General features: G+C 74.3%; 19 protein-coding genes. 9 read left to right on the top strand and 10 right to left on the bottom strand.

Annotated elements, in window-relative coordinates; translation table 11 throughout:
* Positions 1 to 39: 39 nt before the first annotated feature.
* Entirely contained in the window at positions 40 to 567 is a 528-nt protein-coding gene (locus tag ABZ312_RS34360; protein WP_499510680.1) for a hypothetical protein, read from the bottom strand.
* A gap of 90 nt (positions 568 to 657) precedes the next feature.
* Positions 658 to 1,446 carry a glutamate racemase gene (locus tag ABZ312_RS34355; RefSeq protein WP_500324331.1) on the bottom strand — a complete coding sequence of 263 codons (789 nt, stop codon included), beginning with the start codon at positions 1,444 to 1,446 and terminating at the stop codon, positions 658 to 660.
* A gap of 120 nt (positions 1,447 to 1,566) precedes the next feature.
* On the opposite strand from ABZ312_RS34355, the gene ABZ312_RS34350 reads away from it, so the two are divergent.
* Entirely contained in the window at positions 1,567 to 2,724 is a 1,158-nt protein-coding gene (locus ABZ312_RS34350; RefSeq protein ID WP_500324490.1) for a glycosyltransferase, read from the top strand.
* On the opposite strand, the gene ABZ312_RS34345 is transcribed toward ABZ312_RS34350, so the two are convergent.
* Entirely contained in the window at positions 2,688 to 3,845 is a 1,158-nt protein-coding gene (locus ABZ312_RS34345) for a glycosyltransferase (RefSeq protein ID WP_500324332.1), read from the bottom strand. The two genes, ABZ312_RS34350 and ABZ312_RS34345, sit on opposite strands and share 37 nt — an antisense overlap.
* Before the next feature lie 320 nt (positions 3,846 to 4,165).
* Here ABZ312_RS34345 and ABZ312_RS34340 point away from each other — a divergent pair, with 320 nt between their 5' ends.
* The 4 genes from ABZ312_RS34340 to ABZ312_RS34325 all read left to right on the top strand — a co-directional run bounded on the left by ABZ312_RS34340 (position 4,166) and on the right by ABZ312_RS34325 (position 8,913).
* The gene (locus tag ABZ312_RS34340; protein ID WP_500357479.1) at positions 4,166 to 4,672 is read left to right on the top strand and encodes a DUF6643 family protein; all 507 of its coding nucleotides are present in this window, start codon (positions 4,166 to 4,168) and stop codon (positions 4,670 to 4,672) included.
* Between the two features lie 60 nt (positions 4,673 to 4,732).
* Positions 4,733 to 5,569 (top strand): MOSC domain-containing protein, encoded by an 837-nt coding sequence (locus ABZ312_RS34335; RefSeq protein WP_500324334.1) that lies wholly within the window; start codon positions 4,733 to 4,735, stop codon positions 5,567 to 5,569.
* 133 nt (positions 5,570 to 5,702) lie between these two features.
* Positions 5,703 to 6,311: an Rv1733c family protein gene (locus ABZ312_RS34330; RefSeq protein ID WP_500357480.1), complete on the top strand. Its 609-nt coding sequence runs from the start codon at positions 5,703 to 5,705 to the stop codon at positions 6,309 to 6,311.
* A 166-nt stretch (positions 6,312 to 6,477) separates the two neighbouring features.
* Entirely contained in the window at positions 6,478 to 8,913 is a 2,436-nt protein-coding gene (locus tag ABZ312_RS34325; RefSeq protein ID WP_500324336.1) for a right-handed parallel beta-helix repeat-containing protein, read from the top strand.
* On the opposite strand, the gene ABZ312_RS34320 is transcribed toward ABZ312_RS34325, so the two are convergent.
* The gene (locus ABZ312_RS34320) at positions 8,883 to 11,183 is read right to left on the bottom strand and encodes a hypothetical protein (RefSeq protein ID WP_500439429.1); all 2,301 of its coding nucleotides are present in this window, start codon (positions 11,181 to 11,183) and stop codon (positions 8,883 to 8,885) included. The genes ABZ312_RS34325 and ABZ312_RS34320 overlap by 31 nt on opposite strands.
* 249 nt (positions 11,184 to 11,432) lie before the next feature.
* Here ABZ312_RS34320 and ABZ312_RS34315 point away from each other — a divergent pair, with 249 nt between their 5' ends.
* Together ABZ312_RS34315 and ABZ312_RS34310 are read left to right on the top strand one after the other, a co-directional pair.
* Positions 11,433 to 12,296 carry a DeoR/GlpR family DNA-binding transcription regulator gene (locus ABZ312_RS34315; RefSeq protein WP_500324338.1) on the top strand — a complete coding sequence of 288 codons (864 nt, stop codon included), beginning with the start codon at positions 11,433 to 11,435 and terminating at the stop codon, positions 12,294 to 12,296.
* Positions 12,297 to 12,321: 25 nt separating this feature from the next.
* Positions 12,322 to 12,798 (top strand): SRPBCC family protein, encoded by a 477-nt coding sequence (locus ABZ312_RS34310; RefSeq protein WP_500324339.1) that lies wholly within the window; start codon positions 12,322 to 12,324, stop codon positions 12,796 to 12,798.
* A 26-nt stretch (positions 12,799 to 12,824) separates the two neighbouring features.
* Here ABZ312_RS34310 and ABZ312_RS34305 read toward each other — a convergent pair whose 3' ends face one another.
* From ABZ312_RS34305 to ABZ312_RS34295, 3 genes are all read right to left on the bottom strand, one after another.
* On the bottom strand, positions 12,825 to 14,015 hold the full coding sequence (locus ABZ312_RS34305; protein ID WP_500439428.1) for a hypothetical protein: 1,191 nt from the start codon (positions 14,013 to 14,015) through the stop codon (positions 12,825 to 12,827).
* A gap of 90 nt (positions 14,016 to 14,105) precedes the next feature.
* Positions 14,106 to 15,506: a GlnX family signal transduction membrane protein gene (locus tag ABZ312_RS34300; protein ID WP_500324341.1), complete on the bottom strand. Its 1,401-nt coding sequence runs from the start codon at positions 15,504 to 15,506 to the stop codon at positions 14,106 to 14,108.
* A 93-nt stretch (positions 15,507 to 15,599) separates the two neighbouring features.
* Entirely contained in the window at positions 15,600 to 16,697 is a 1,098-nt protein-coding gene (locus ABZ312_RS34295; RefSeq protein WP_500439438.1) for a PLP-dependent cysteine synthase family protein, read from the bottom strand.
* A 158-nt stretch (positions 16,698 to 16,855) separates the two neighbouring features.
* Here ABZ312_RS34295 and ABZ312_RS34290 point away from each other — a divergent pair, with 158 nt between their 5' ends.
* Positions 16,856 to 17,164, top strand: coding sequence for a hypothetical protein (locus ABZ312_RS34290; protein WP_500324342.1), 309 nt, complete (start codon positions 16,856 to 16,858; stop codon positions 17,162 to 17,164).
* 189 nt (positions 17,165 to 17,353) lie between these two features.
* On the top strand, positions 17,354 to 17,911 hold the full coding sequence (locus tag ABZ312_RS34285) for an ATP-binding protein (RefSeq protein WP_500324343.1): 558 nt from the start codon (positions 17,354 to 17,356) through the stop codon (positions 17,909 to 17,911).
* A 64-nt stretch (positions 17,912 to 17,975) separates the two neighbouring features.
* Here the strand turns inward: ABZ312_RS34285 and ABZ312_RS34280 are convergent, their stop codons facing one another.
* Genes ABZ312_RS34280 through ABZ312_RS34270 form a run of 3 tightly spaced genes read right to left on the bottom strand, consistent with a single transcriptional unit; the run spans position 17,976 to position 21,624 of the window.
* Positions 17,976 to 20,552 (bottom strand): ABC transporter permease, encoded by a 2,577-nt coding sequence (locus ABZ312_RS34280; protein ID WP_500357488.1) that lies wholly within the window; start codon positions 20,550 to 20,552, stop codon positions 17,976 to 17,978.
* Positions 20,549 to 21,319 carry an ABC transporter ATP-binding protein gene (locus ABZ312_RS34275; RefSeq protein ID WP_500439426.1) on the bottom strand — a complete coding sequence of 257 codons (771 nt, stop codon included), beginning with the start codon at positions 21,317 to 21,319 and terminating at the stop codon, positions 20,549 to 20,551. The genes ABZ312_RS34280 and ABZ312_RS34275 overlap by 4 nt, the downstream gene beginning before the upstream one ends.
* The gene (locus ABZ312_RS34270) at positions 21,316 to 21,624 is read right to left on the bottom strand and encodes an SHOCT domain-containing protein (RefSeq protein WP_500324346.1); all 309 of its coding nucleotides are present in this window, start codon (positions 21,622 to 21,624) and stop codon (positions 21,316 to 21,318) included. Before ABZ312_RS34270 ends, ABZ312_RS34275 begins: the two co-directional genes overlap by 4 nt.
* Between the last annotated feature and the right edge of the window lie 118 nt (positions 21,625 to 21,742).

The following is a 21,742-nucleotide window of genomic DNA, read 5'->3' as shown; positions in this document are numbered from 1 at the left end:
AAGCCCTCGGTGGCTACGGGCGCGGCCTCCGCCCGGCGGCTACGGGCGCAGGCTCAGCCGGCTGCGGATGGCCCGGACGGCGCCCTCGGCGTCGTCCACGGTGACGGTGAAGTGCCGGCCGTTGCCGAGGTCGATGACGACACCGGGCCCGCGGCGGACCACGACCGCGGTGCCCTGTTCCGGCCGCCAGCGGTAGCCCCAGCCGCCCCAGTGGCGGGGGCTGACGACGGGGGCGAGGTGCGCGTCGTTGATCTCCTCCCACCGGAACCGCCGGCGGGGCACGCCGATGTGGCCGCAGAGCACCTGGAGCCCCTCGCGGTCCACGTTCACGCGGACGTGCGTGAACGCGACCGTTCCGAACAGCACCAGCAGCCCCGCTGCGATGCAGCCCACGACCGACATGACCAGCGGCACCGTGCCCGAGGTGTAGGGCGAGGCCACGGCGAGCTCGATGCCGAGCGCCATGCAGGCCGCTCCCGCGGCCGCCAGCAGCCACTGGAAGCGGTTGCTCGCGTGGCCGGTCCACACCTGGGATGTACGCGCGTCGTCACGCTGCGCGTCCGTCATAGTCCGCAGCCTACTCATCCCACGACGAGTTGGCACCGTTCCACGGAGGGGAAATGGGGGGACGCCGCCCGGGGGCGCGTCCGGGCGGTGTCAGCGCGCCTCGGCCGTGGCGGGGGTCACTCCGGCGTCGAGGGAGCGGCCCTCGGCGTAGGCCTGCGCCTCGGGCGTGACGGCGCCCGCCCGTCCGCTGAGGATCACCGCGAGGCTCCCGGTGGACGCCGCGTCCGGGCGCGGCTCGGCGCCGATCCGCCGCAGGGTCTGGGCGGCGACGGCGTCCGCCGAGCCGTACAGCCGGGCGGGACCGGCCAGGGCGGACAGGATGCGGTCGGCGACCAGCTCGTAGTGGGTGCAGCCGAGGACGACCGCCTCCACGTCGGAGGGGGTGAGCGCGGCCGCGGCGGCGATGGCGGTGGCGGTCGCGGCCTCGTCGGCCCGGTCGACGGCGTCGGCGAGGCCGGGACACGGCACCTCGGTGATCTCGGCGCCGTTGCCGAATTCCTCGATCAGCCCGCGCTGGTAGGGGCTCCCGGTGGTCGCCGGGGTGGCCCAGATCGCGACCTTGCGGGCCCCGGCCGCGGCGGGCTTGATCGCCGGGACGGTGCCGACGACCGGGATGCCGGGTTCGAGCGCCGCGCGCAGCGCGGGCAGGGCGTGCACCGAGGCGGTGTTGCAGGCCACGATCAGCGCTTCCGGGCGGTGCTCGGCGGCGGCGAGGGCGCAGGCCAGGGCGTGCGCGGTGACGTCCTCGGGGGTGCGCGGACCCCAGGGCATGCCGTCGGGGTCGCTGGAGAGCACCAGGTCCGCGTCCGGCCGCAGCCGGCGGATGGCCGCGGCCGCGGCGAGCAGGCCGATACCGGAGTCCATCAGCGCGATCTTCACGGGGGACAACCCTACGCGATGCGATTGTCGGCCCGCTCTGCGGCCGTACCGGGGGAAATGACGCACGCGGGAGGGCGACGGCGGCAGACTGCGGGGGTGACGTGGCTGACGTGGGTGACCATGGTGTCGTTGCTGTCGTGGGTGTGGCTGCTGCTGGCGCAGGGGGCGTTCTGGCGGACGGACGTGCGGCTGCCTGCCGTCGCGGCGGAGCCCCGGGAGTGGCCGGACGTGGCGGTGGTCGTCCCGGCGCGGGACGAGGCGGAGGTGCTGCCGCGGAGCCTGCCGAGCGTCCTGGCGCAGCGCTACCCGGGACGCGCCGAGGTGGTCCTGGTGGACGACGGCAGCAGCGACGGCACCGGGGAACTGGCCCGTGCGCTGGCGGTCCGGGTGGACGGGCTGCCGCTGCGCGTGGTGACCCCGGGGCCCGTGCCGGAGGGCTGGACGGGGAAGCTGTGGGCGGTGCGCCACGGCATCGAGGTGGCCACCGCGTCCGGCGGCCCGGAGTTCCTGCTGCTGACGGACGCCGACATCGCGCACGGCCCCGAATCGCTGCGCCACCTGGTGGCCGCGGCGCAGGCAGGCGACCTGGACATGGTGTCGCAGATGGCCCGGCTGCGGGTCGCCACGGCCTGGGAGCGGCTGATCGTCCCCGCCTTCGTCTACTTCTTCGCGCAGCTGTACCCGTTCCGCCGGGTGAACCGGCCGCGTGCCAGGACCGCCGCGGCCGCCGGCGGATGCGTGCTGATCCGCCGCACGGCGGTGGAGCGGGCGGGCGTGCCCGACACGATCCGGCACGCGGTGATCGACGACGTGGCGCTGGCCCGCGCCGTCAAACGGTCCGGCGGGCGCATCTGGCTGGGCCTGGCCGATGAGGTCGACAGCGTCCGCCCCTACCCCGGCCTCGCCGAGCTGTGGCGGATGGTCTCGCGCAGCGCGTACGCGCAGCTGCGGCACAGCGCGGTCCTCCTCGCCGGCACGGTGCTCGGCCTGCTGCTGGTGTACGTGCTCCCGCCGCTCGCCACGATCGGCGGGGCGGTCACCGGTGACCGCTCGCTGTGCGCGGCGGGCGCGGCGGCGTGGGCCCTGATGTGCGGCACCTACCTACCGATGCTCCGCTACTACCGGCTGCCGCCGTGGCCGGCGCTGCTGCTGCCGTTCACGGCCGTCCTCTACCTGCTGATGACGGTCGACTCGGCGGTGCAGCACGGCCGGGGCCGTGGGGCCGCGTGGAAGGGCCGCACCTATACGCGGCCGCGGCCCGACGACGCCTCGGCGTAGACGACGGCGAGCCGGGCGCCGACGGCTGCCGTGCCGTAGCGGCGCCGGGTGCGGTCGGCGAGGGCCGCGGGACGGCGCGCGGACAACCGGGCGGCGGCCTCCACGAGCGCCCGGCCGAGTGCGGGGGCGTCACCGGGTGGGGCGAGCACCCCGCCGTCGTGCCCGACGAGTTCGGGGAGCGCGCCGGTGCGGGTGCCGACGACGGGGGTGCCGCAGCAGAGCGCGTCCAGGGCGCGCACGCAGAAGCTCTCCACATGACTCGCCACGAGGAAGAGGTCGGCGTGCGCGACGGTGTGCAGCGCCTCGGCGCGGCCGCGGGCCCGGCGCACCGTGACGAAGTGGGCCACTCCGCACTTGCGTATCAGCTCGCGCACGTCGCCGGGGAGTTCGGCGGACCCCTCGGCGATGACGTCCAGCCGCAGCCGCGGGTCCTTGACCCGGGCGCCGGCGAAGGCGCGCACCAGCACCTCCCAGCCCTCGTGCGCCTCGAAGCGCCCGGCGGCCGCCACCCGCACCGGGTCCTGGCTGATCCGGGTGCGGGCGGGCACCGGCGGCAGTGCCTCGGGGCCGACCGGGTGCGGCACGAGGCGGTGCCGGCCCGGGAGGCGGAGTTCCCCGAGCCGCAGCAGCAGTGCGTCGCTGACCGCGAGGACGGCGGCGGCCTCGCGGTAGATCCGCACGCGGGACCGCCGCGCGGGAAGACCGGGGAGCGGGCGCGTGGGGTGGCCGAACAGTGACGGGTCGTCCTCGCTCAGCACGTAGGGCAGCCCCGCGGTCCGTGCGAGCCGGGGCAGCAGTCCCCCGGCGCCGGGCACATGGCCGTGGATGAGGTCGAACCGGCCGCACTCGGCCGCTTCGTGGCGCAGCACGCCCTCGACGCGGCCCGCGGTGATCCGGCGCGCCACGGCGCCGCCGTGGGGGACGGCGACCTGGTAGTGGTGCGGCCGCTCGGGGTCGCGGCCGGCGTAGGGGACCCCGCGGACGGCGGGCAGGGTCAACTCGCGGACGGCCACCACGTCGACCACGTCGGCGACGGTCGCAGCGGCCTTGTGCCATTCCTCCGGCCGCGCCGGCCGGTTCTGCCCGAAAAGCATGGCGACGCGCATGGCCCACTGTGGCATATCGGGGGCCTCCCGGGACGAAGTTCGCCGGAGTCACGGAAACGCCGCGTTCCTCCTTCGTGCGGGTGACCTGTTGGTGCGCGAGAGTGCCGGTCCCGTCACCCTCCGGCACCACCCGGCCGGGTGCTTCCCCGCGCCCGTGTTCCTGCGTGACGAGCGGTAACGCCCCAGGCCCAGCGCCTTTACGCGATCCGAACGGCGGCCACGGACCGATTTCCTCCGATTCGCTCGCAATAGGGGTCAGCCGTCACTCACTGCACATGAAATGACCTGCTAATCGGTCTCCCCAACCAGCACATCGTGGGCTTAACTTATGGGCTATGACCTCCCCCCGCGGTTCTTACGGCGGTGGCTACTACACGTCGCCGTTCTTCCCCGACACCCCCATCTACGACAGCCTGGTCGCAGAGCGGGGCACCCCTCAGATCGCGCCGATCCGCGTACCGTCCGCGTACGACACCGGCAGCAATCTCCCGGCCCTGCCGGCCGCGCTCCCCGCGCTGCCGCCCGGCCCCTCGCAGTACTCCTCCGCGCCGAGCACGCCGTCGTACTCCGGCTACTCGGCGCCCGGCTACCAGCAGCCCCAGCTGCAGCAGGCGCCGGCGCCCTACATCCCGCAGCAGGCCACCGCGCCCCGGCCCGCCGCCTTCAACGGCGGGTACCAGGCGCAGCAGGCCCCGCAGCAGTACCAGGGCCCGGCCGGCTACGAGCAGGTGCGCCCCGCCGCCGCGCCGCGTCCGGCGCCGCCGCGCCCCGTGGCGCCCAGCGGCTACGACGAGCAGCCGTACCAGCGGCGCAACCTCGGCCAGGGCTACTACTCCGGCTGACGCCGGCGGGCAGCCCGGTCCCCGCCGACGGGTGACCGCGCCGCCTGGCACGATGGCGGAATGACGACTCCGACGCCGACACCTCGCCTCAGCTCCCTGCACGTCCACCCCGTCAAGTCGCTCGGTGGACAGCGGTTGTCCGAGGCGCTGGTGGAGCCGTGGGGGCTCGCCGGAGACCGCCGGTGGATGCTCGCCGACGCTGCGGGACGATGCGTCACGCAGCGGGAGCAGCCCCGGCTGGCCCTGGCACGCGCGGAGTCGTCCCCCGGTGGTGGGCTGCTGCTGACCGCCCCGGGGATGCCGTTGCTGGACATCGACGCACCGGGACCGTCCACGACGGTCCCGGTGCACATATGGGGCGACAAGGTGGAGGCCGTGCCCGCGGGAGACGCGGCCGCCGCCTGGTTCAGCACGTACCTGGGCACGGAGGTCACCCTCGTCCACCTCGACAACCCGGCCCGCCGCCGCCCGATAGACCCGGACTACGCGCGCCCCGGTGAGACCGTCAGCTTCGCCGACGGCTTCCCCCTGCTCGTGACGACCGAGGCCTCGCTGGCCGCCCTCAACGCCCTGATCGCCGCGGGCGACCACCCCGGCGAAGGCCCCCTTCCGATGGACCGCTTCCGTCCCAACGCCGTCATCGCGGGGACCGGCCCCTGGGCCGAGGACACCTGGACCCGGATCCGCATCGGGGAAGTCGAATTCCGCGTCGTGAAGCCCTGTGGGCGTTGCGTGGTGACGACGACGGACCAGCGCACCGCGGCCCGTGGCCGGGAACCCCTGCGCACCCTCGCGCGCCACCGCAGATTCGGGGGCAGACTGGTTTTCGGACAGAATCTCGTGCCCGTACGACCCGGAACACTCCGGGTGGGAGACGCGTTGTTGATGGTGGAGTGAACGCGTCCCGAGACCGCGGCACGGTCCGGGCACCGGACGGGTGCCGGCGTGAGATGGCCCCCTCCCGCTCGGTCCATGCCGCGCATGTGCCGTGCCATGTGCGGTACTTGGACGGTGAAGGGGGTGCGGCCCGATGGCGGCCACGCACGTGCGGTGGTGGCGTTGGCGGAAGAACAGCCTGCGCCGCCGTTCCGACGTGTTCGAGGCCTGCGCGGGGGTCGCGGCGGGCTGCGCCATCGTCCTGGGGGCGCCGGCCGCGGGGCTGGTCGCCGGGCTGGCCGTGGACCACTCCCTCCAGCACACCGTCGGCGTCGAGCACGCCACCCGCATCGAGGTCGGCGCCCTGGTGCTCAAGGCCGGGCCGCGCGAGGCCGCCGACCCCGACCCCGAGTCCGGCCACGTCCGCGAGGAACGCCGTGACGCCGTGGTCCGCTGGACCGCTCCGGACGGGCAGGTCCACACCGCCCAGGTGCGCGTGGCCGCCACCCACGACAAGGGCGACCACCTCACGATGTGGACCGACAAGTCCGGTGCCGTGCCCGTGCCCCCGCCCCTGGACACCCGGTCCGCCACCACGCATGCGATGCTCGCCGGGATCGGCACCTTCCTCGCCGCGAGCGTGCTGGGGTTGATGGGGCGCCAGGTGCTCATGTGGCAGTTGATGCGCCGCAGGCTCGCGGAGTGGGAGCGCGAGTGGGCCGCGGCCGGGCAGAGCTGGGGCCGCGCCGGGGCGGGCGGCTGACCACGCCGGATACGTACGCCGGTGCCACGGATCATCCGCAATCGGCCTCATCCGCCCGGTTCCATCAGGTGATCCATCGGCATCGGGTGCTGGCGCGCGCCCCGCGCGCGCTACCGTTGAGGCCCCCAGGTCGGCGCAGTGCAAGAGGACGGGGCAGAGCATCTCCATGGCACAGGGCGTGGTTCAGGTGACGCACACCAGCAGCTCGCGGTGGCGCCGCCGCACGGGAGAGTACGAGAGCCTCGCCGCGGCCCTGGATGCGGCCGCCGAGGGCGACGTGCTCTCGGTCAACCCCGGGACCTACCGGGAGAACCTCGTCGTGGAGAAGGCCATAACGCTCCGCGCGGCCGAGGGGCCGGGCTCCGTCCGCATCGCCCCGCCGGCCGGTGTCGCGCTGACCGTACGGGCCGCGGCGACGGTCCAGGACCTCTCCGTCGAGGGGCAGGACACCTCCGCCGCCGCCCTCCTGGTCGAGGGCGCCGCACCCGAACTCACCGGACTGCGGGTCAGCACGCGGTCCGCGGTGGGCATAGAGGTCCGCGACGGGGCACGGCCGACCGTGCGCCGCTGCACCGTCGACAACCCGGCCGGGCTCGGGATCAGCATCCTGGAGGCCGCGGGCGGGCTGTTCGAGGACTGCGAGGTCGTGGCCGCGGGCCAGACCGGCATCTCCGTACGCGGCGGAGCCTCCCCGCGGCTGGAACGCTGCCGGGTCCGCAACGCGTCCGGGGCGGGACTCGCCCTCACCGGTGAGGGCACCGTGGCCGAGGCGGTCGGCTGCGAGGTGTACGAGGTCAAGGGCACCGGCGTACAGGTCGCCTCACGCGCGGCCGGCCATCTCACCGAGTGCCAGGTGCACCGCACCACCGGCGACGGCATCACCTTGGACACCGACGCCGCCCTGACCCTCTCCGACTGCGACATCCACGACATCCCCGAGAACGCCGTGGACCTGCGCTCCCGTTCGGTGCTCACCCTCACCCGCACCACGGTGCGGCGCTTCGGCCGCAACGGCCTGTCGGTGTGGGACCCGGGCACCCGGGTGGACGCCAACCAGTGCGAGATCCACGACAGCCAGGGCGACTACCCGGCGGTCTGGGTCAGCGACGGGGCCGCCGCCGTCCTCGACTCCTGCCGCCTGCACGACGTGCCCGACGCCTTGTTCGTGCTCGACCGGGGCTCGCGCGCCGACGTGGTCGACAGCGACATCTCCCAGGTCCGCAACACCGCGGTCTCGGTCAGCGACGGCGCCACCGTGCAGCTCGACGACTGCCGCATCCGCGAGGCCTCCACCGGTGCCTGGTTCCGCGACCACGGCAGCGGCGGCACGCTGTCCGCCTGCACCATCGACGACACGGCGACCGGGGTCATCGTCACCAAGGGGGCCGATCCCACGCTGGAACGGTGTGTCGTGACCAACCCGGCCGAGGCCGGGTTCTACGTCTCCGCGGGCGGCCGCGGGACCTTCACGGGCTGCCGGGTCACGGGCAGCCGGGGCTACGGCTTCCACATCATCGACGGCTGCCGCTCCACGCTCACCCGCTGCCGCACGGAGCGGTGCGCGCGCGGCGGTTACGAGTTCGCGGAGCCGGGCCCGGTGACGGAGGACTGCACCGGGGACCAGAGCGGTGAGCGCCGCACCGTGCCGGAGTCGTCGTCGGGTGTGCCGGCTCCGGCGGGTGAGCGGCAGCCCGCGCCCACGTCGTTCGGGCTGCTCGGCGGACTGCCCGTGACGCCGACCAGCACCGCCGGGCCCGCGGCCGTGCCCGCGCCGGCCCCGGCCGGGGACACCCGTCCCTCGGACGAGGTGCTGGCCGAACTCGACGCGCTGGTGGGCCTGGAGAACGTCAAGCGTGAGGTGCGCTCCCTGATCGACCTGATCGCGGTGGGCCGCAGACGCCGCGAGGCCGGCCTCAAGGCCCCCTCCCCGCGCCGCCATCTGGTCTTCACCGGCTCCCCCGGCACGGGCAAGACGACCGTCGCCCGGCTCTACGGCGAGATCCTGGCCACCCTGGGCGTGCTGGAGCGCGGCCACCTGGTGGAGGTGGCCCGAGTCGACCTGGTGGGCGAGCACATCGGCTCGACCGCCATCCGCACCCAGGAGGCCTTCGAACGCGCCCGCGGCGGGGTGCTCTTCATCGACGAAGCCTACGCCCTGGCCCCCGAGGACTCCGGCCGGGACTTCGGCCGGGAGGCGATCGACACCCTGGTGAAGCTGATGGAGGACCACCGCGAGGCCGTCGTGGTGATCGTCGCGGGCTACACCGCGGAGATGGAACACTTCCTGTCCGCCAACCCCGGTGTCGCCTCCCGCTTCTCGCGGACCATCACCTTCGACGACTACACCCCCGTCGAGCTGCTGCGGATCGTGCGGGCCCAGGCCGAGGAGCACGAGTACCAGCTCTCCGAGGACACCGGCGAGGCGCTCTACAAGTACTTCACCGCGATCCCCAAGGGCCCGGCCTTCGGTAACGGCCGCACCGCGCGGCAGACCTTCGAGGCCATGGTCGAGCGCCACGCGGGCCGGCTCGCCCGGATCAGCGAGCCCAGCCACGAGGAGCTGCAGTTGCTCTACCCGGAGGACCTCCCCCCGCTGCCCTGACCCTGCCCGGGCAGCACTCCCTCCACGTTGCGGTACAGCCAGCGGAGCAGCGCCCCGCGCTCGGCCGCGAAGGCCGGGTCGGCCTGGTAGTCGAAGTGGGTCAGCAGGGGCGCGGGCAGCGGGTGTTCCTCCGTCCGGCCGTACGCCGCAGGATCGGGCAGCGGCGCCCGGTCGACCGGTGGCCCGGGCTCGTCGAGGTGCACCGGGCCGCCGATCGGATCCGTACGCCGCCACAGATTGCGCCAGGCGTGCAGCTCGCCGTGGAGCGAGGTCAGCGCGGGGGGCCCGAAGTAGGCGGGGAACCAGCGCCCGTACAACCGGCCCAGCGGCGAGCCGTAGGTGAGCAGGGCGATCCGCGCCCGGGTCGCCGGATCCAGCTGCCAGACCGCCGCCGCGGCCAGGACGCTCCCCTGGGAGTGCCCGGAGAGGATGATCCGGCCGTGGTTGGCCCGCGTCCAGGTCGTCATGCGCCAGGTCAGGTCCGGCACCGCGCGCTCGGCGTAGCAGGGCGGGGCGAAGGGATGCGCGGCGCGCGGCCAGAAGGTGCCGACGTCCCAGAGGATGCCGACGGTGCGGCGTGCCCCGGCGTCGCGGTAGGCCCTGCGGCCGAGGGCGATCAGGGCCACCACCCCGGCGCCGACCAGCCAGGAGCCCAGGGCCTGGGCGGTCTCCGCGGCCGTGCGCACCCATCCGGGCGGGTCGGCCCCGGCCCGCCCGGGAACGGCACCGCCCAGCCAGGCCCCGGCGAGCGCCCCCGCGCCCAGCAGGAAGGCCACCGTCCCGATGACCCCTATGAACAGGGCAGCCTGATCGGTGAGTTCGGCCCTGGCCCGGGCCAGGGCGATCTGGCGGCTGCGCGCCGGCTCGTGCTCCTCCCCCGGATAGTCGGACTCCACCTTCGGCACCAGCGCCCGCGTCCGGCGCAGCAGCCTCCTGCCGCGCGCGACGACCACCACGGCCAGCACCAGCAGCAGCAGCGGGATCGCCGATGCCTGCCAGGACAGCAGCACGGGCGGCCCGGCGACGGCTCCGTCCCCGCCGCCCGGCGTGGCCCCGCGGTCCAGCCAGTCCGCGACCCGCTGGGTGATCCCTCCGGTGAGCACCCCGCCGAGCGAGCACGCGAGCAGGGCCACCGCCGGCCCGCCGAGACCTCGCAGCTCCGCCCGCCCGCCGCCGGAGCGGTGCATCAGATGCGCGACGCATGCCAGCGCCACGAGCAACAGCCCCTGTGCCAGGGCGAGCCAGCCGAAGGCCTCCCCTGCGGGCAGCCGCCCGCCGGCGTTCCATCCCGGCCGGTGCCAGCAGGCGTATCCGGCCGTAGCCAGCAGCGCCGCGGCCGCCCCGCCCAGCATCGCCCGGGCGAGCCGTGGATCCAGGGCCTCGTCCGGCGCGTGCTCGCTGCGTCCCATGCCGCAGGTCACGGCGATCGCCGCGACGGTCAAGCCGGCCAGGGCGCCCGTCAGCAGCCAGCCGACCGCGGCGAGTATCCGGATCCCGCCGACGTCCATGTCCCTTTCGAGCGGCGGGACGACCAGGGCGACCGCGACCGTGAGCAGCCCCGCCGCCGTATGGGCCGCACGGAGCCTGGCGACCAGCCGCCGCCCGTACCAGAAGCCCCGCCGGGCCAGCGGCGTGACGTCCGGCCCCTCCCGCTCTTCCGGATGCGGGCCCGGCAGGGGCCGCTGGGACTCGTAGGCGTACCAGGTGCGCCGGGAGAGCCACCACAGCAGCAGGGTCAGCCCGACGGGCAGCGCGGCCCCGGCGGCGATCCGGCGCCCCGGCTCGCCGGCGGCGAGGAACGACAGCCAGCTCTTCCCGCCCGCACAGGCCGCGTTGCCCGCGCACTGCCAGGCCACCAGGTCCATCGCGACCTCGCAGGCCGCCGCCACCAGCAGCACCGTCAGCGACAGCGCCAGCACCCGCACCAGCACGTCGTACGCCCGGTCCAGGCGCGGCCGGGAGACCGGCGGCCGCATCCAGTGCGCCAGGTTGGCCACCATGAAGGGCAGCAGGAGCAGCCACAGCGCACGACTGCCGTCCCCGGACGTCAGATTGCACCAGGAGTAGGCGTCGGGCACCGGGCCCTCGCCGTACTCCTGCGGACGCCGCTCCGCGTCGGCGTCGTCGGCACGCCTGTAGATCCCGGCGGTGTCGTCACCGCAGACGCGCGTGATGCGCGGGTCGTTGAGCATCGTCTGCGGCGTCGTCCCGCCGACGCCATGGACCAGCAACTCCAGCGCCAGTTCCGTCCTTACCGTATCCGACCGCATCGCGATCGCCTCCCCGTACTTTCCCCGTGACGCGCGTACGGCATCGCGCGTATTCAGAATCGGGCACACGTACCAGTACGGGACAGAGGTGTTCACGAATGCCACCCGAACGTGTCACACGCGGTACGTGTGGGACCGGTCACCCCGCGCCCTTCGTCCCCCGTCCGGCGGGGGCGGTCGTGGAAGGATGGCGAGACTGCCGGTCCGGGCAGCATCGGGATCACATCAGAGGATGGGACGGGACCTCGGGTGAGCGACAACCAGAACCTGCTCGCGGAACAGCGGCGTGCGCTGATCCTGGACGAGGTCCGGCGCCGCGGCGGGGTCCGGGTCAACGAGCTGACCCGGAAGCTGAACGTGTCGGACATGACCGTCCGCCGCGACCTCGACGCGCTCGCCCGTCAGGGCGTGGTCGAGAAGGTCCACGGCGGCGCCGTGCCGGTCGCCCCCGCCAGCAGCCACGAGCCGGGCTTCGAGGCGAAGGCGGGTCTCGAGCTCGGGGCCAAGGAGGCCATCGCGCGCGCCGCCGCCCGCCTGGTCACCCCCGGCAGCGCCATCGCGCTCACCGGCGGCACGACGACGTACGCCCTGGCGCAGCACCTCCTCGACGTGCCCGACCTCACTGTGGTCACCAACTCCGTCCGCGTCGCCGACGTCTTCCACTCCGCGGCCCGCGGCGCGGGCGGCGGCCGCGAGGGCGCCGCGACCGTCGTCCTCACCGGCGGTGTGCGCACCCCCTCGGACTCCCTCGTCGGCCCCGTCGCGGACCGGGCGATCGGCTCGCTCCACTTCGACCTGCTCTTCCTCGGCGTCCACGGCATCTCGGTCGAGGCCGGCCTGTCCACCCCCAACCTCGCCGAGGCGGAGACCAACCGGCGCTTCGTCCGCTCCGCACGCCGGGTGGTCGTCATCGCCGACCACACCAAGTGGGGCACCGTGGGCCTGAGCTCCTTCGCCACCCTGGAGGACGTGGACACCCTCGTCACCGACGCGGGCATCCCCGAGGTGCTCCGGGCGGAGATCGCCGAGCACCTGTCGGACCTGATCGTCGCCGGCGAGCCCGGGGAGGCCGAGCCGGGCGGCGCCTTGCGCGAGAGCCCCGCAGACAACTGACGGGGCATCAACTACCGTACGGTCCATGACCCGCCGACTGCGCCCCACACGTCAGGTGGACCTGGGCTTCCTCGCCTCGGCGCCGCTGCGTCTCGTCTTCGCCGCCGACGTCACGGCACCGCCCGACGCCGTGCACGCCGCCCTGGCCAAGGACACCGAGGGCTGGACGGCGTGGTTCGGCGCCGTCACGGCCGCCGTGCCGACCGCCACGGGCCGTGCGATCGGGCTCCGGGCAGGAGTGCGCTTCGAGGAGACCGTCCTCGCCGACGAGCCCCCGCGGCGCTTCGCCTACCGCGTCGACGCCACGAACGCCCCGGGCCTGCGCGCCCTGCTGGAGGAATGGGCGCTCTCCCCCACCCCGGGCGGCGGCACCCACGTGCGCTGGACCTTCGCCGCCGACGGCCCCCCGCCCCTGCGCACCTTCCTGCTCCTGTCCCGCCCGGGCCTCGGCCTGTCGTTCCGTTCCGCGGTCCGCTCGCTGGACCGCCGGCTGGCCTCCTGAACGGGCCTCCCGGCGGGGCCGGGGCCTCAGGTACGGGAGACGGTGCCGCAGCCCTCTGACCCCGTCCGCTCGGCCTCGAGGTCCCTGCTGCGGTCGTAGGGGTCCACGGTGGGCCCCGACCGACCGGGGTCGTCACCCGGCGAGGCGCCGGAGGCGAACTGCGGGTGGAGCCAGCCGTCGTGGACGGAGCAGGCCGTGTTGGCGACGTCGTCGACGTACAGGGTGATCGCGAGCTTGCCGGGGGTCACCCGGTAGCGGGACGGGTCGGGGAACTCCACGTCCAGGATGCGGCGGATGATCGTCCGGGCGACCTCGGTGGAACCGGACCCTGCCTGCACCAGGGGGTACACGAAGGTGTAGTCGGCGTGGACGACGACGGCGCGGTCCTTGCCCTTCGCGAAGGTCATCCGGCCGCGGGTCTTGACCACGTCTCCCGCCAGGGCGACTTCGGAGGGCTTGAAGCGCACCGCGAGCCGGAGCGGGTCGTTCTTCTCGGTCGGCTTGCGGAAGGCCGTCTCGAACCGGGTGCGCAGGTCGCGCTGGCTCGGATCGATCATCCCCAGGGCGGCGTCGGGCCGTTCGCCCCGAAGCGTCGCGGGGTCCAGGTTGGTGTCGACCAGGTACGCCTTGACGTTCTTGAGGGCCGCCTTCACCTGCGCCGACGTCATCCAGCCGGCCGACCGCGCCTTCGGCGGGACGATCCCCGCGGCGCCGTCGGCGTACTGCTTCGCCGGGGAGCCGGCGAACGGGTCCCCGAGCGTGGGCGTGCCGGGGAACGCCTCCTTCGACGGGGCGCTCGTCGGCCGCGCGGTCTCCGCGGGGAGCGGCGAGGGGGCCGGGGCCGCGCTGCCGCGCATCGCGTCCAGCGCCCAGCCCGGGTTCAAAGCGAACAGCAGCACCCCGACGGCGACGAGGACGCCGACCAGCCCGAGCCACCGGCGGCGCCGGTGGCCGCGCGCCTCGACCGCGTAGACCGCCGGGCCGGTGCGCCAGCCCTCGGGCTGCGCGGGCGGCGGGTTGCCGCGCCCTTTGCGCTTGGTGCGGCGCGCCGCCTCCGCGTCCTGCTGCCGCAGTCGCTCGGTGACCATACGGGCCCGCGCCGAGGGTTCCTTGGGCGCCGACGCGCGGATCTCCGCCTCGCTGTCCTGGACGAACCGCTCCCAGACGTCGTCGGGCACGGAGGGGACGTCGTCGGGGGGCGGTGGAGTGGTGGTCACCGGAGGCTCTTTCACAAGATCGGACTGACAGGCCTTTCTATAACCGAACGCAGTTTCCCCACAAGCCCCGTCGGCCCCGGGACCACCGCCTCACCGGTACTCCGCGAGCCGCGGCCGCACACCGACCACGACGAGGGCCGCGGCGATGCCGAGGACGCCCGCGGGAACGGCGGGCCAGCCGTCGAGCGCGGAGCGCGCGGCGTCCGTGCGCACGGTGAAGTCGGCCTGCTGTTCCTGCGCGAGGACGTCCAGGGTGGTCGAGAAGTCCCAGAAGTCGAACCCCACCTCACCGCGTCCGACGTCCGTGAGCACCACGGCCGCCTCGTCGATCCGCTGGCCGGCCATCAGCTCGACGAGCTTGCGGTCGTCGGCGCGGAAGTGCCCGTAGCGCTCGTTGACGTCGGCGTACGCGGGACGCTCGTCCGCCGCGGCCCAGCCGTCGGGGGCCAGCAGGCCGTCCAGCCGCCGGTTGAGCGCGTCGAGTTCGGCGCGCTGCTGCGGCTCGGCGCCGTTGACGAGCCAGCGGCTCTGCGTGGCGGCGGCCTCCGCGGCGACCGCGCGGGCCTGTGCGAGCCGGGACCAGGGGCGCAGTCCGTCCCGGGTCCCGGCGTCGAGGTCGGCGGCGGCGCCGGTGAAGGAGAACACGCCGGCGAGGGTGACCCCGAGCGCCGCGGTCGTGGCGGCGGCCAGCGCCGGGTTGAGGACACGGCGGTAACGGCGGGTCAGGTCCCGCTGCCACCACAGGAGCACGGCGACGGCGACCAGGCCCAGCAGCCCCACGGTCACGGCCGAGCCCACGGCGGCGTCCTGCGCGGTGCGCGACGCCGCCGTGGCCTGCGCGTCGTAGGCCTTCGCCAGGGTCGCGACCTTGGGCAGCAGGTGGCTGTGCATGATGTCGCCCGCCTCGGCGGAGAAGGCGACGGCGACCACCGGCGGGTGGCCCGCGGCCCGCTCGTGGTGCTGCTCGTCGACGTAGGCGGCACGACCGCTGGCGTCGTCGTAGCGCCCGAGCAGGTCGAGGATGCCGCGCACCTGCGCGGCATGGGCCTCGTCGCCGCCGAGCTGCCGGAGGAGGTCGCTGGCCTGGGCCCGGCGTTGCTGGGCGGTGATGAGTGCGAGGAGGCGGTTGCCGACCGACACCTCGGGGTCGTCGACCGCGTGGCCGGGCACCAGCTGGTTGGCGCGCTGGGCGTCCAGATCGGCCAGGGCGAAGCGGAGTTCCGCCGTGACGGCGGCGCGGTGCGCGGAGGTGTCGCGCAACTGCTCGGCGTCCGACCGTACGGTGACGGCCCCGACGACCACGGCGAGGCACAGGGCGAGGACGGCCACCAACGCGGCGGTCGCCTGGACGACCAGGCGCGCCGGGGGCGGCATGCGCCGGCGCCGCGCCTGGACGGGCGGTACCGGCGCCCGGCGCACCGGCGGTGCGGCCGCACCGGGCGCGGGGGTCGGCGGCGCGACCGCCGGAGGCGCGACGTGAGAGATCGTCATATCCGGACGCTAAGAGCGCCCGTGGAAGGGAAGGCGGTACTCCGGCGGACTCCTGGTGACCACGACGTAACAGAACGGAACGGGCGGACCGCGTCAGTCCGGCCAGGTCCCGGCCGTCAGGAAGGTGTCGATGGTGACGGCGTACGGCGTGATGTCCAGGCCCTGTCCGGTGACCCAGGCATCGGAATAGTACTTGTCCAGGTACCGGTCGCCGGGGTCGCACAGCAAGGTGACGACACTGCCCGTGCGGCCCGCCGCGAGCATCTCCGAGACGATCTTGAAGGCGCTCCACAGGCCGGTGCCCGTCGATCCCCCGGCCTTGCGCCCGATGGCCGCCTCCAGGGCGCGGACCGCCGCCACCGACGCCGCGTCCGGCACCTTCATCATCCGGTCGATGGCACCGGGCACGAAACTCGGCTCCACCCTCGGGCGGCCGATGCCCTCGATCCGTGAACCGCGGTCGCAGCACACGGAGTCGTCGCCGCTCACCCAGCCGTCGAAGAACACCGAGTTCTCCGGGTCCGCGACGCACACCAGGGTTTCGTACTGCATGTAGTGGATGTAGCGGGCGAGGGTGGCCGAGGTCCCGCCGGTGCCGGCGGTGGCCACGATCCACGCCGGGCAGGGGTTCCGTTCCAGGCGCAGCTGCTGGTAGATCGACTCGGCGATGTTGTTGTTGCCGCGCCAGTCGGTGGCGCGCTCGGCGTAGGTGAACTGGTCCATGTAGTGGCCGCCGGTCTCCTCCGCGAGGCGGGCGGAGACCTCGTAGACCGTCCGCGGATCGTCCACCAGGTGGCACCGGCCGCCGTGGAACTCGATCAGCCGCTGCTTCTCCCAGCTGGTGGTGCGCGGGATCACGGCGATGAACGGCACGCCGATCAGGGCGGCGAAGTACGCCTCGGACACCGCGGTCGAACCGCTGGAGGCCTCGATGACGGGCTTGCCCGGCCGGACCCAGCCGTTGCACAGGCCGTAGAGGAACAGCGAACGGGCGAGGCGGTGCTTGAGGCTGCCGGTCGGGTGGGTCGACTCGTCCTTCAGGTAGAGGTCGATGCCCCAGGCGTCGGGGAGCGGGAAGCGCAACAGGTGTGTGTCGGCGGAGCGGTTGGCGTCCGCCTGGACCCTGCGCACGGCCTCTTTCAGCCACCCCCGGTAGTCCGGGTCGGTCCGGTCCACGTCGACGGTGGGCATCGCCTCCGCCGGCCTCGCACGGTCTTCGCGGTCACCCTTCTCGCTGCTGTCCACCTGCGCCGCCTTCCGTTCGCGCCTGTCTCCCGATCATAGGCAGGCGCTGGTGCCACGCCCCCCGGAGCGGGCAGACTTCGAGCGGACGAAGGAGGGGATGCGCCGTGGCCGAAGCGGAGTTCACCGCCACAGGGGTGCGGATCGGACGGCGGCTGCGGTCGCTCACCCGGGGCGGGCAGGTCCTGATCCGTGACGGCCGCCTGGTGCTGCTCACCAGCCGCGGGCGGGAGATCGACAGCGCCCCGGTGGAGGACGTCCACGCCCTGACCCCGCGGTTCGCGGTGCGGCGCCGCACCCTGACACGGCTCAACGGCACCGGCTACCTGCTGACCCTGCGCACGCAGGGCGCGGCGTCCGCGGGCCGCTTCCTGGACGCCCTGCGCACGGCCCGGGAGCGGGTCGCTCGCCGCTGAGCCGAACGGAACGGCACTCTCCGCGTTCACGGAGTTGCGGTAAGCATCCATCGGGGTGATCCTTGAGTGGCGTCACGGAGTCACTGCAGCAGTCACTCACAGCAATCCCGCAAAGGTGTTCCCATACCATGCGGGCGGGGCATGCCCCGATCACAGGGGCGCGCCCTCACCGCGGAGGGAGTCGCAGCCGTGATCAGCTCAGAAGGCAGTAAACGGCAGTGTGCCCTGGAACTTGAGGCACTGCCGTCCCGGATCCAGCAGGTACGCCGCATCGTCGCCGCTCAACTGCGGTACTGGCGGCTGGACCCCCTGATCGACCCCACTCTGCTGGGCATCACCGAACTGCTCGGCAACGTCCACCGGCACGCCCGGCCGGACAAGCGCTGTTCCGTCGAGCTGAGTTTCGCCTCCGGCTGGCTCACCGTCGCCGTCTCGGACAATGATCCGCGCCTGCCGCGGGTCCGCGAGTTCGAGCCCCTGGCCACCTGCGGCCGCGGCCTCGCCATGGTCGTGTCGATGAGCGACAGCTGGGGCACTGAGACCGTCAACGACGGTGGCAAGGTCGTGTGGTTCACGCTCCGGGCCGAGGCGACGGTCTCGTCCAGGGCGATGACCGAGCAGGTGTCGGCGACAGTCGTCCGCAAGGTCGCCCCGCGGACGCTGCCGGTGCTCCCCGAGACGCCGGAGGCCTGGGCCCCGGTACTCGATCGGCTGGTCCCGGCCGCGGCCGAACCGGTGCTGGTCTGACGCGCGGCCGCCGCACCCCCGGAGGGGCACGGCGGCCGTGGCCCCCGGGCCGTCGTCGGCGGAGTCACTCCGCTGCGATGGCCCTCAGTACGTCCAGACGCGCCGCGCGCCGGGCCGGACGCCATCCGGCCAGGACTCCGGCCGCCAGCCCGACCAGCACGACGACCGCGAGCTGGACGGGCGGCACCGCGAAGGCGCTCGTGCCCGCGCCGTCCGACGCCTTGACCAGTGCCCAGCCGAGGAACCCCCCGAGCGCCAGGCCGCCGGCCGTGCCGAAGGCGGCGACCAGGACGGACTCCCAGCGGACCATGGCCCGTAGCTGGCTCCTGGTCTGCCCGACCGCGCGCAGCAGCCCGAGCTCGCGGGTGCGCTCGTGCACCGCGAGGGTGAGCGTGTTGGCGATGCCGAGCAGCGCGATGAGGACGGCCAGCGCGAGCAGTGCGTAGACGAGCGTCAGCATGATTTCCACGCCCGAAGCGGCGGATTCCGCGTACTCCTCGCGGGTCTGCACCTCGGGGTTGCCGTACTGCCGGGCGATTCCTTGGACGGCCGTGCGGCCCTCGTCGAGGGCGACGCCCTTCTTGAAGGCGACGGCGACGAGGTCGTCGGCGTCCTGCACCTTGTGCGGTGCCCAGGCAGTGCGGGTGACGATGTAGTCGCCGCCGAGGCCGGCCTCCGGGTAGACGGCGCGCACGGTGAAGGTCTGGCGGGTGCCGTCGGCGAACGCCAGCATCATGGTGCTGCCCGGCTTCCAGTGGTGCTTGTCCGCTTCCTTGCGGGAGACGGCGACGCCGTCCCGGCCGAGGCCGCTCAGGGAGCCGTCGACGGCACCGAGGTCGAGCACGCGCGTCAGGGCGACGGGGTCGGTGACCGTCAGCCGCCGCCCTCCGCCGTCGACTTCGGCGACGCCCTTGCCGAGCCCGACCGCCGTCGCCACCTCCGGCAGCTTCGCCACGGCGGGGGCGAGCCCCGGGCTGAGACCGTTCGCACCCGCACCGAACCCCGAGGCGGTCAGGGCGACGTCGCCGGCGAAGGAGCGGTCGACGGTCCGGTCCATGGTGGCCTTCAGGGAGGCACCGAAGACCGTGAAGAGCGACACGACCGCGACGCCGATCATCAGCGCGGTGGCGGTGGCCGCCGTCCGCTTCGGGCTCCGCAGCGCGTTCCGCCGGGCCAGCGCCCCGGTGGCACCGCGCAGCCGGGCCAGCGGGGCTCCCAGGACGCGTACCGCGTACGAGACGGCGACCGGCCCCAGGACGACGAACGCGACGACGACCACGGCGGCTCCGGTGGAGGCGAGCCACACCTCGGGCGTGCCCGCCGCGCCCGCCACGGTCGTCGCGCCACCGGCCACCGCCAGCGCAGCCCCCAGCGCCGCCCGTCCGCGCAAGGAACCGGAGTGGTCCACCGCCGTCTCGCGCAGCGCGGCGAGCGGCGCCGTACGCCCGGCCCGGACGGCGGGCAGCACGGCCGAGCCGGTGCAGACGAGCAGGCCGACGCCGAGCGGTACGGCCATGGCGGTGGCGCCGACGACCAGTCCCCCGTCCGGGAAGGGGAATCCGACGGCCGGGAACAGCGCCTGGAGCCCGGCCGCGATGCCGATCCCACCCAGGAGCCCGGCGGCCGAAGCGGCCAGCGCCACGGCCACGGCTTCCGTGAGGGTCGAGCCGAGCACCTGGCGCCGGGATGCGCCGAGCGCCCGCAGCAGGGCGTTCTCCCGGGTGCGCTGGGCGACGACGATCGCGAAGGTGTTGTGGATGCTGAAGGTCGCCACGAGCAGGGCGATCCCGGCGAAGACCGTCAGCAGGGTCGTGAACAGCGACAGGAACCGGCCCGAGACCTGGTCGAGGTTCTCGTCCGTGGCCTGCTGACCGGTGATCGCCTCGACACCGTGGGGCAGCACGCCCGCGACGCGCCTCGCCAGCTCTTCCTGGCCGACGCCGGAGGCCGCGCGCACCTTGATCGTGGACGCCCGGCCGGGCCCGGGCATCAGTTGGCGCTCGGCGTCGGCGCGGGTGAGGCCGGTGAAGGTGGACTGGCCCATGCCGTCCTCGCCGCCGAAGGTCACCAGTCCGACGATCGTCACCCGCAGCGGGTCGGGGGTGCGCAGCACGGTCGTGTCGCCGATGCCCAGCCCTCCCTGCTCGGCCGCGGCACGGTTCACCACGGCCTCGCCGGCGGCCCTGGGGGCGCGGCCCTCGGCGAGGGCGTACGGGTTCAGCCCGGCGTCGTCGATCCAGTTCCCGGCGAGGGTCGGCGGGCCCTGACCGCCGACGGGCTCGCCGTCACGGCCGACGAGTTGGCCCGCGCCCTCGATGTCGGGCGCGACGGCCGCCACCCCGGGCACGGCCCGCAGCGGCGCGACGAGCGCGCTGTCGACAGGTTCGCGGGTGCCTTGTCCCTCCCCGGGGACGGTGACGACGTCGGCGCTGCGGACGACCACGTCGGTGCCGCTGTTGGCGTGTCCGAAGAGCGTGTCGAAGCCGGCGCGCAGGGTGTCGCCCATCACCATGGTGCCGGCCAGGAAGGCGACACCCAGGAAGACCGCCAGGAAGGTGCCGGCGAACCGGCGCTTGTGGGCCCTCAGGGAGGACAGGCTCAGCCGCAGGGACGCGCGGACCGGCCCGGCCGGCGCGCTCATGACCTCACCCGCTGCCGCGGTGCGGTGCCGCGTCCCGCGTCGCGGGCGGTGTCGAAGGCCTTCATGCGGTCGAGGACCTTCTCCGCGCTCGGCTCGGGCATCGTGTCCACCAGGCGTCCGTCGGCGAGGAAGACGACCTCGTCGGCGTGGGCGGCGGCGACCGGGTCGTGGGTGACCATCACGACCGTGCGGCCCATCTCGTGGACGGCCCGTCCCAGCAGGCGCAGCACCTCCTCGCCGGACCGCGAGTCCAGGTTGCCGGTGGGCTCGTCGGCGAAGACGACCTCGGGCCGCCCGGCCAGCGCCCTGGCCACCGCCACGCGCTGCTGCTGGCCCCCGGATAGCTCGCTCGGGCGGTGCCGCAGGCGGTCGCCCAGGCCCACGACGTCGATCAGGGCGTCCACCCACTCGCGGTCCGTCCCGGCACCGGCCAGGTCCTGGGGCAGGGTGATGTTCTCCGCCACGGTCAGGGTCGGCAGCAGGTTGAAGGACTGGAAGACGAAGCCGACCCGCTCCCGGCGCAGCAGCGTCAACTGCCGGTCGCCGAGCGCCCCCAGCTCCGTGTCGCCGATCCAGGCGGTCCCGGAGGTGAGGGTGTCCAGGCCGGCGGCACAGTGCATGAGGGTGGACTTCCCGGATCCGGAAGGACCCATGATCGCGGTGAACCGCCCGCTGGGGAACCCGACCGTGACCCCGTCCAGGGCGCGCACCTGGGCGTCGCCCGCCCCGTAGGTCTTGACTGCGTCGACGACGCGGGCGGCGGTCATCGCTCCCCGCCCTTGGGGAAGCGGCCGAACTGCTCGTCCAGGACGGACAGCCGGCGCCAGTACTCGTCCTCGTCGATCTCGCCCGCGGCGAAGCGGCGGCCCAGTACGGCGATCGGCGAGTGCTCGCCGATCGCGGCCCGGGCGTGCCAGGGGCCGCGGCCGGGACCCCTGCGCCACGCGGCGCGGCGCAGCACGAATGCGACGCCTCCGATGACGGCGGCCCAGATCAGCGGGAAGAACAGGATCCAGGGGCCGGGGCCCCCGTCCCAGTGGTCGGCGAGCGAGGTCAGTGCGTTGGCGTCCATCGCGAATCGTCTCCTTGGTGATGCCGTGGTTTCCCGGCACCACGAGACTGGTCCGCGCGCGGCCGCTGGTCGTCGTACGGCCAGCGGCACCGCGGGTACCACCCGGGGAGTACGGCCG

The organism is Streptomyces sp. NPDC006207 (assembly GCF_040613835.1).
Taxonomy (GTDB): Bacteria; Actinomycetota; Actinomycetes; order Streptomycetales; family Streptomycetaceae; genus Actinacidiphila.
This window is presented reverse-complemented; position numbering and strand designations above follow the sequence as displayed.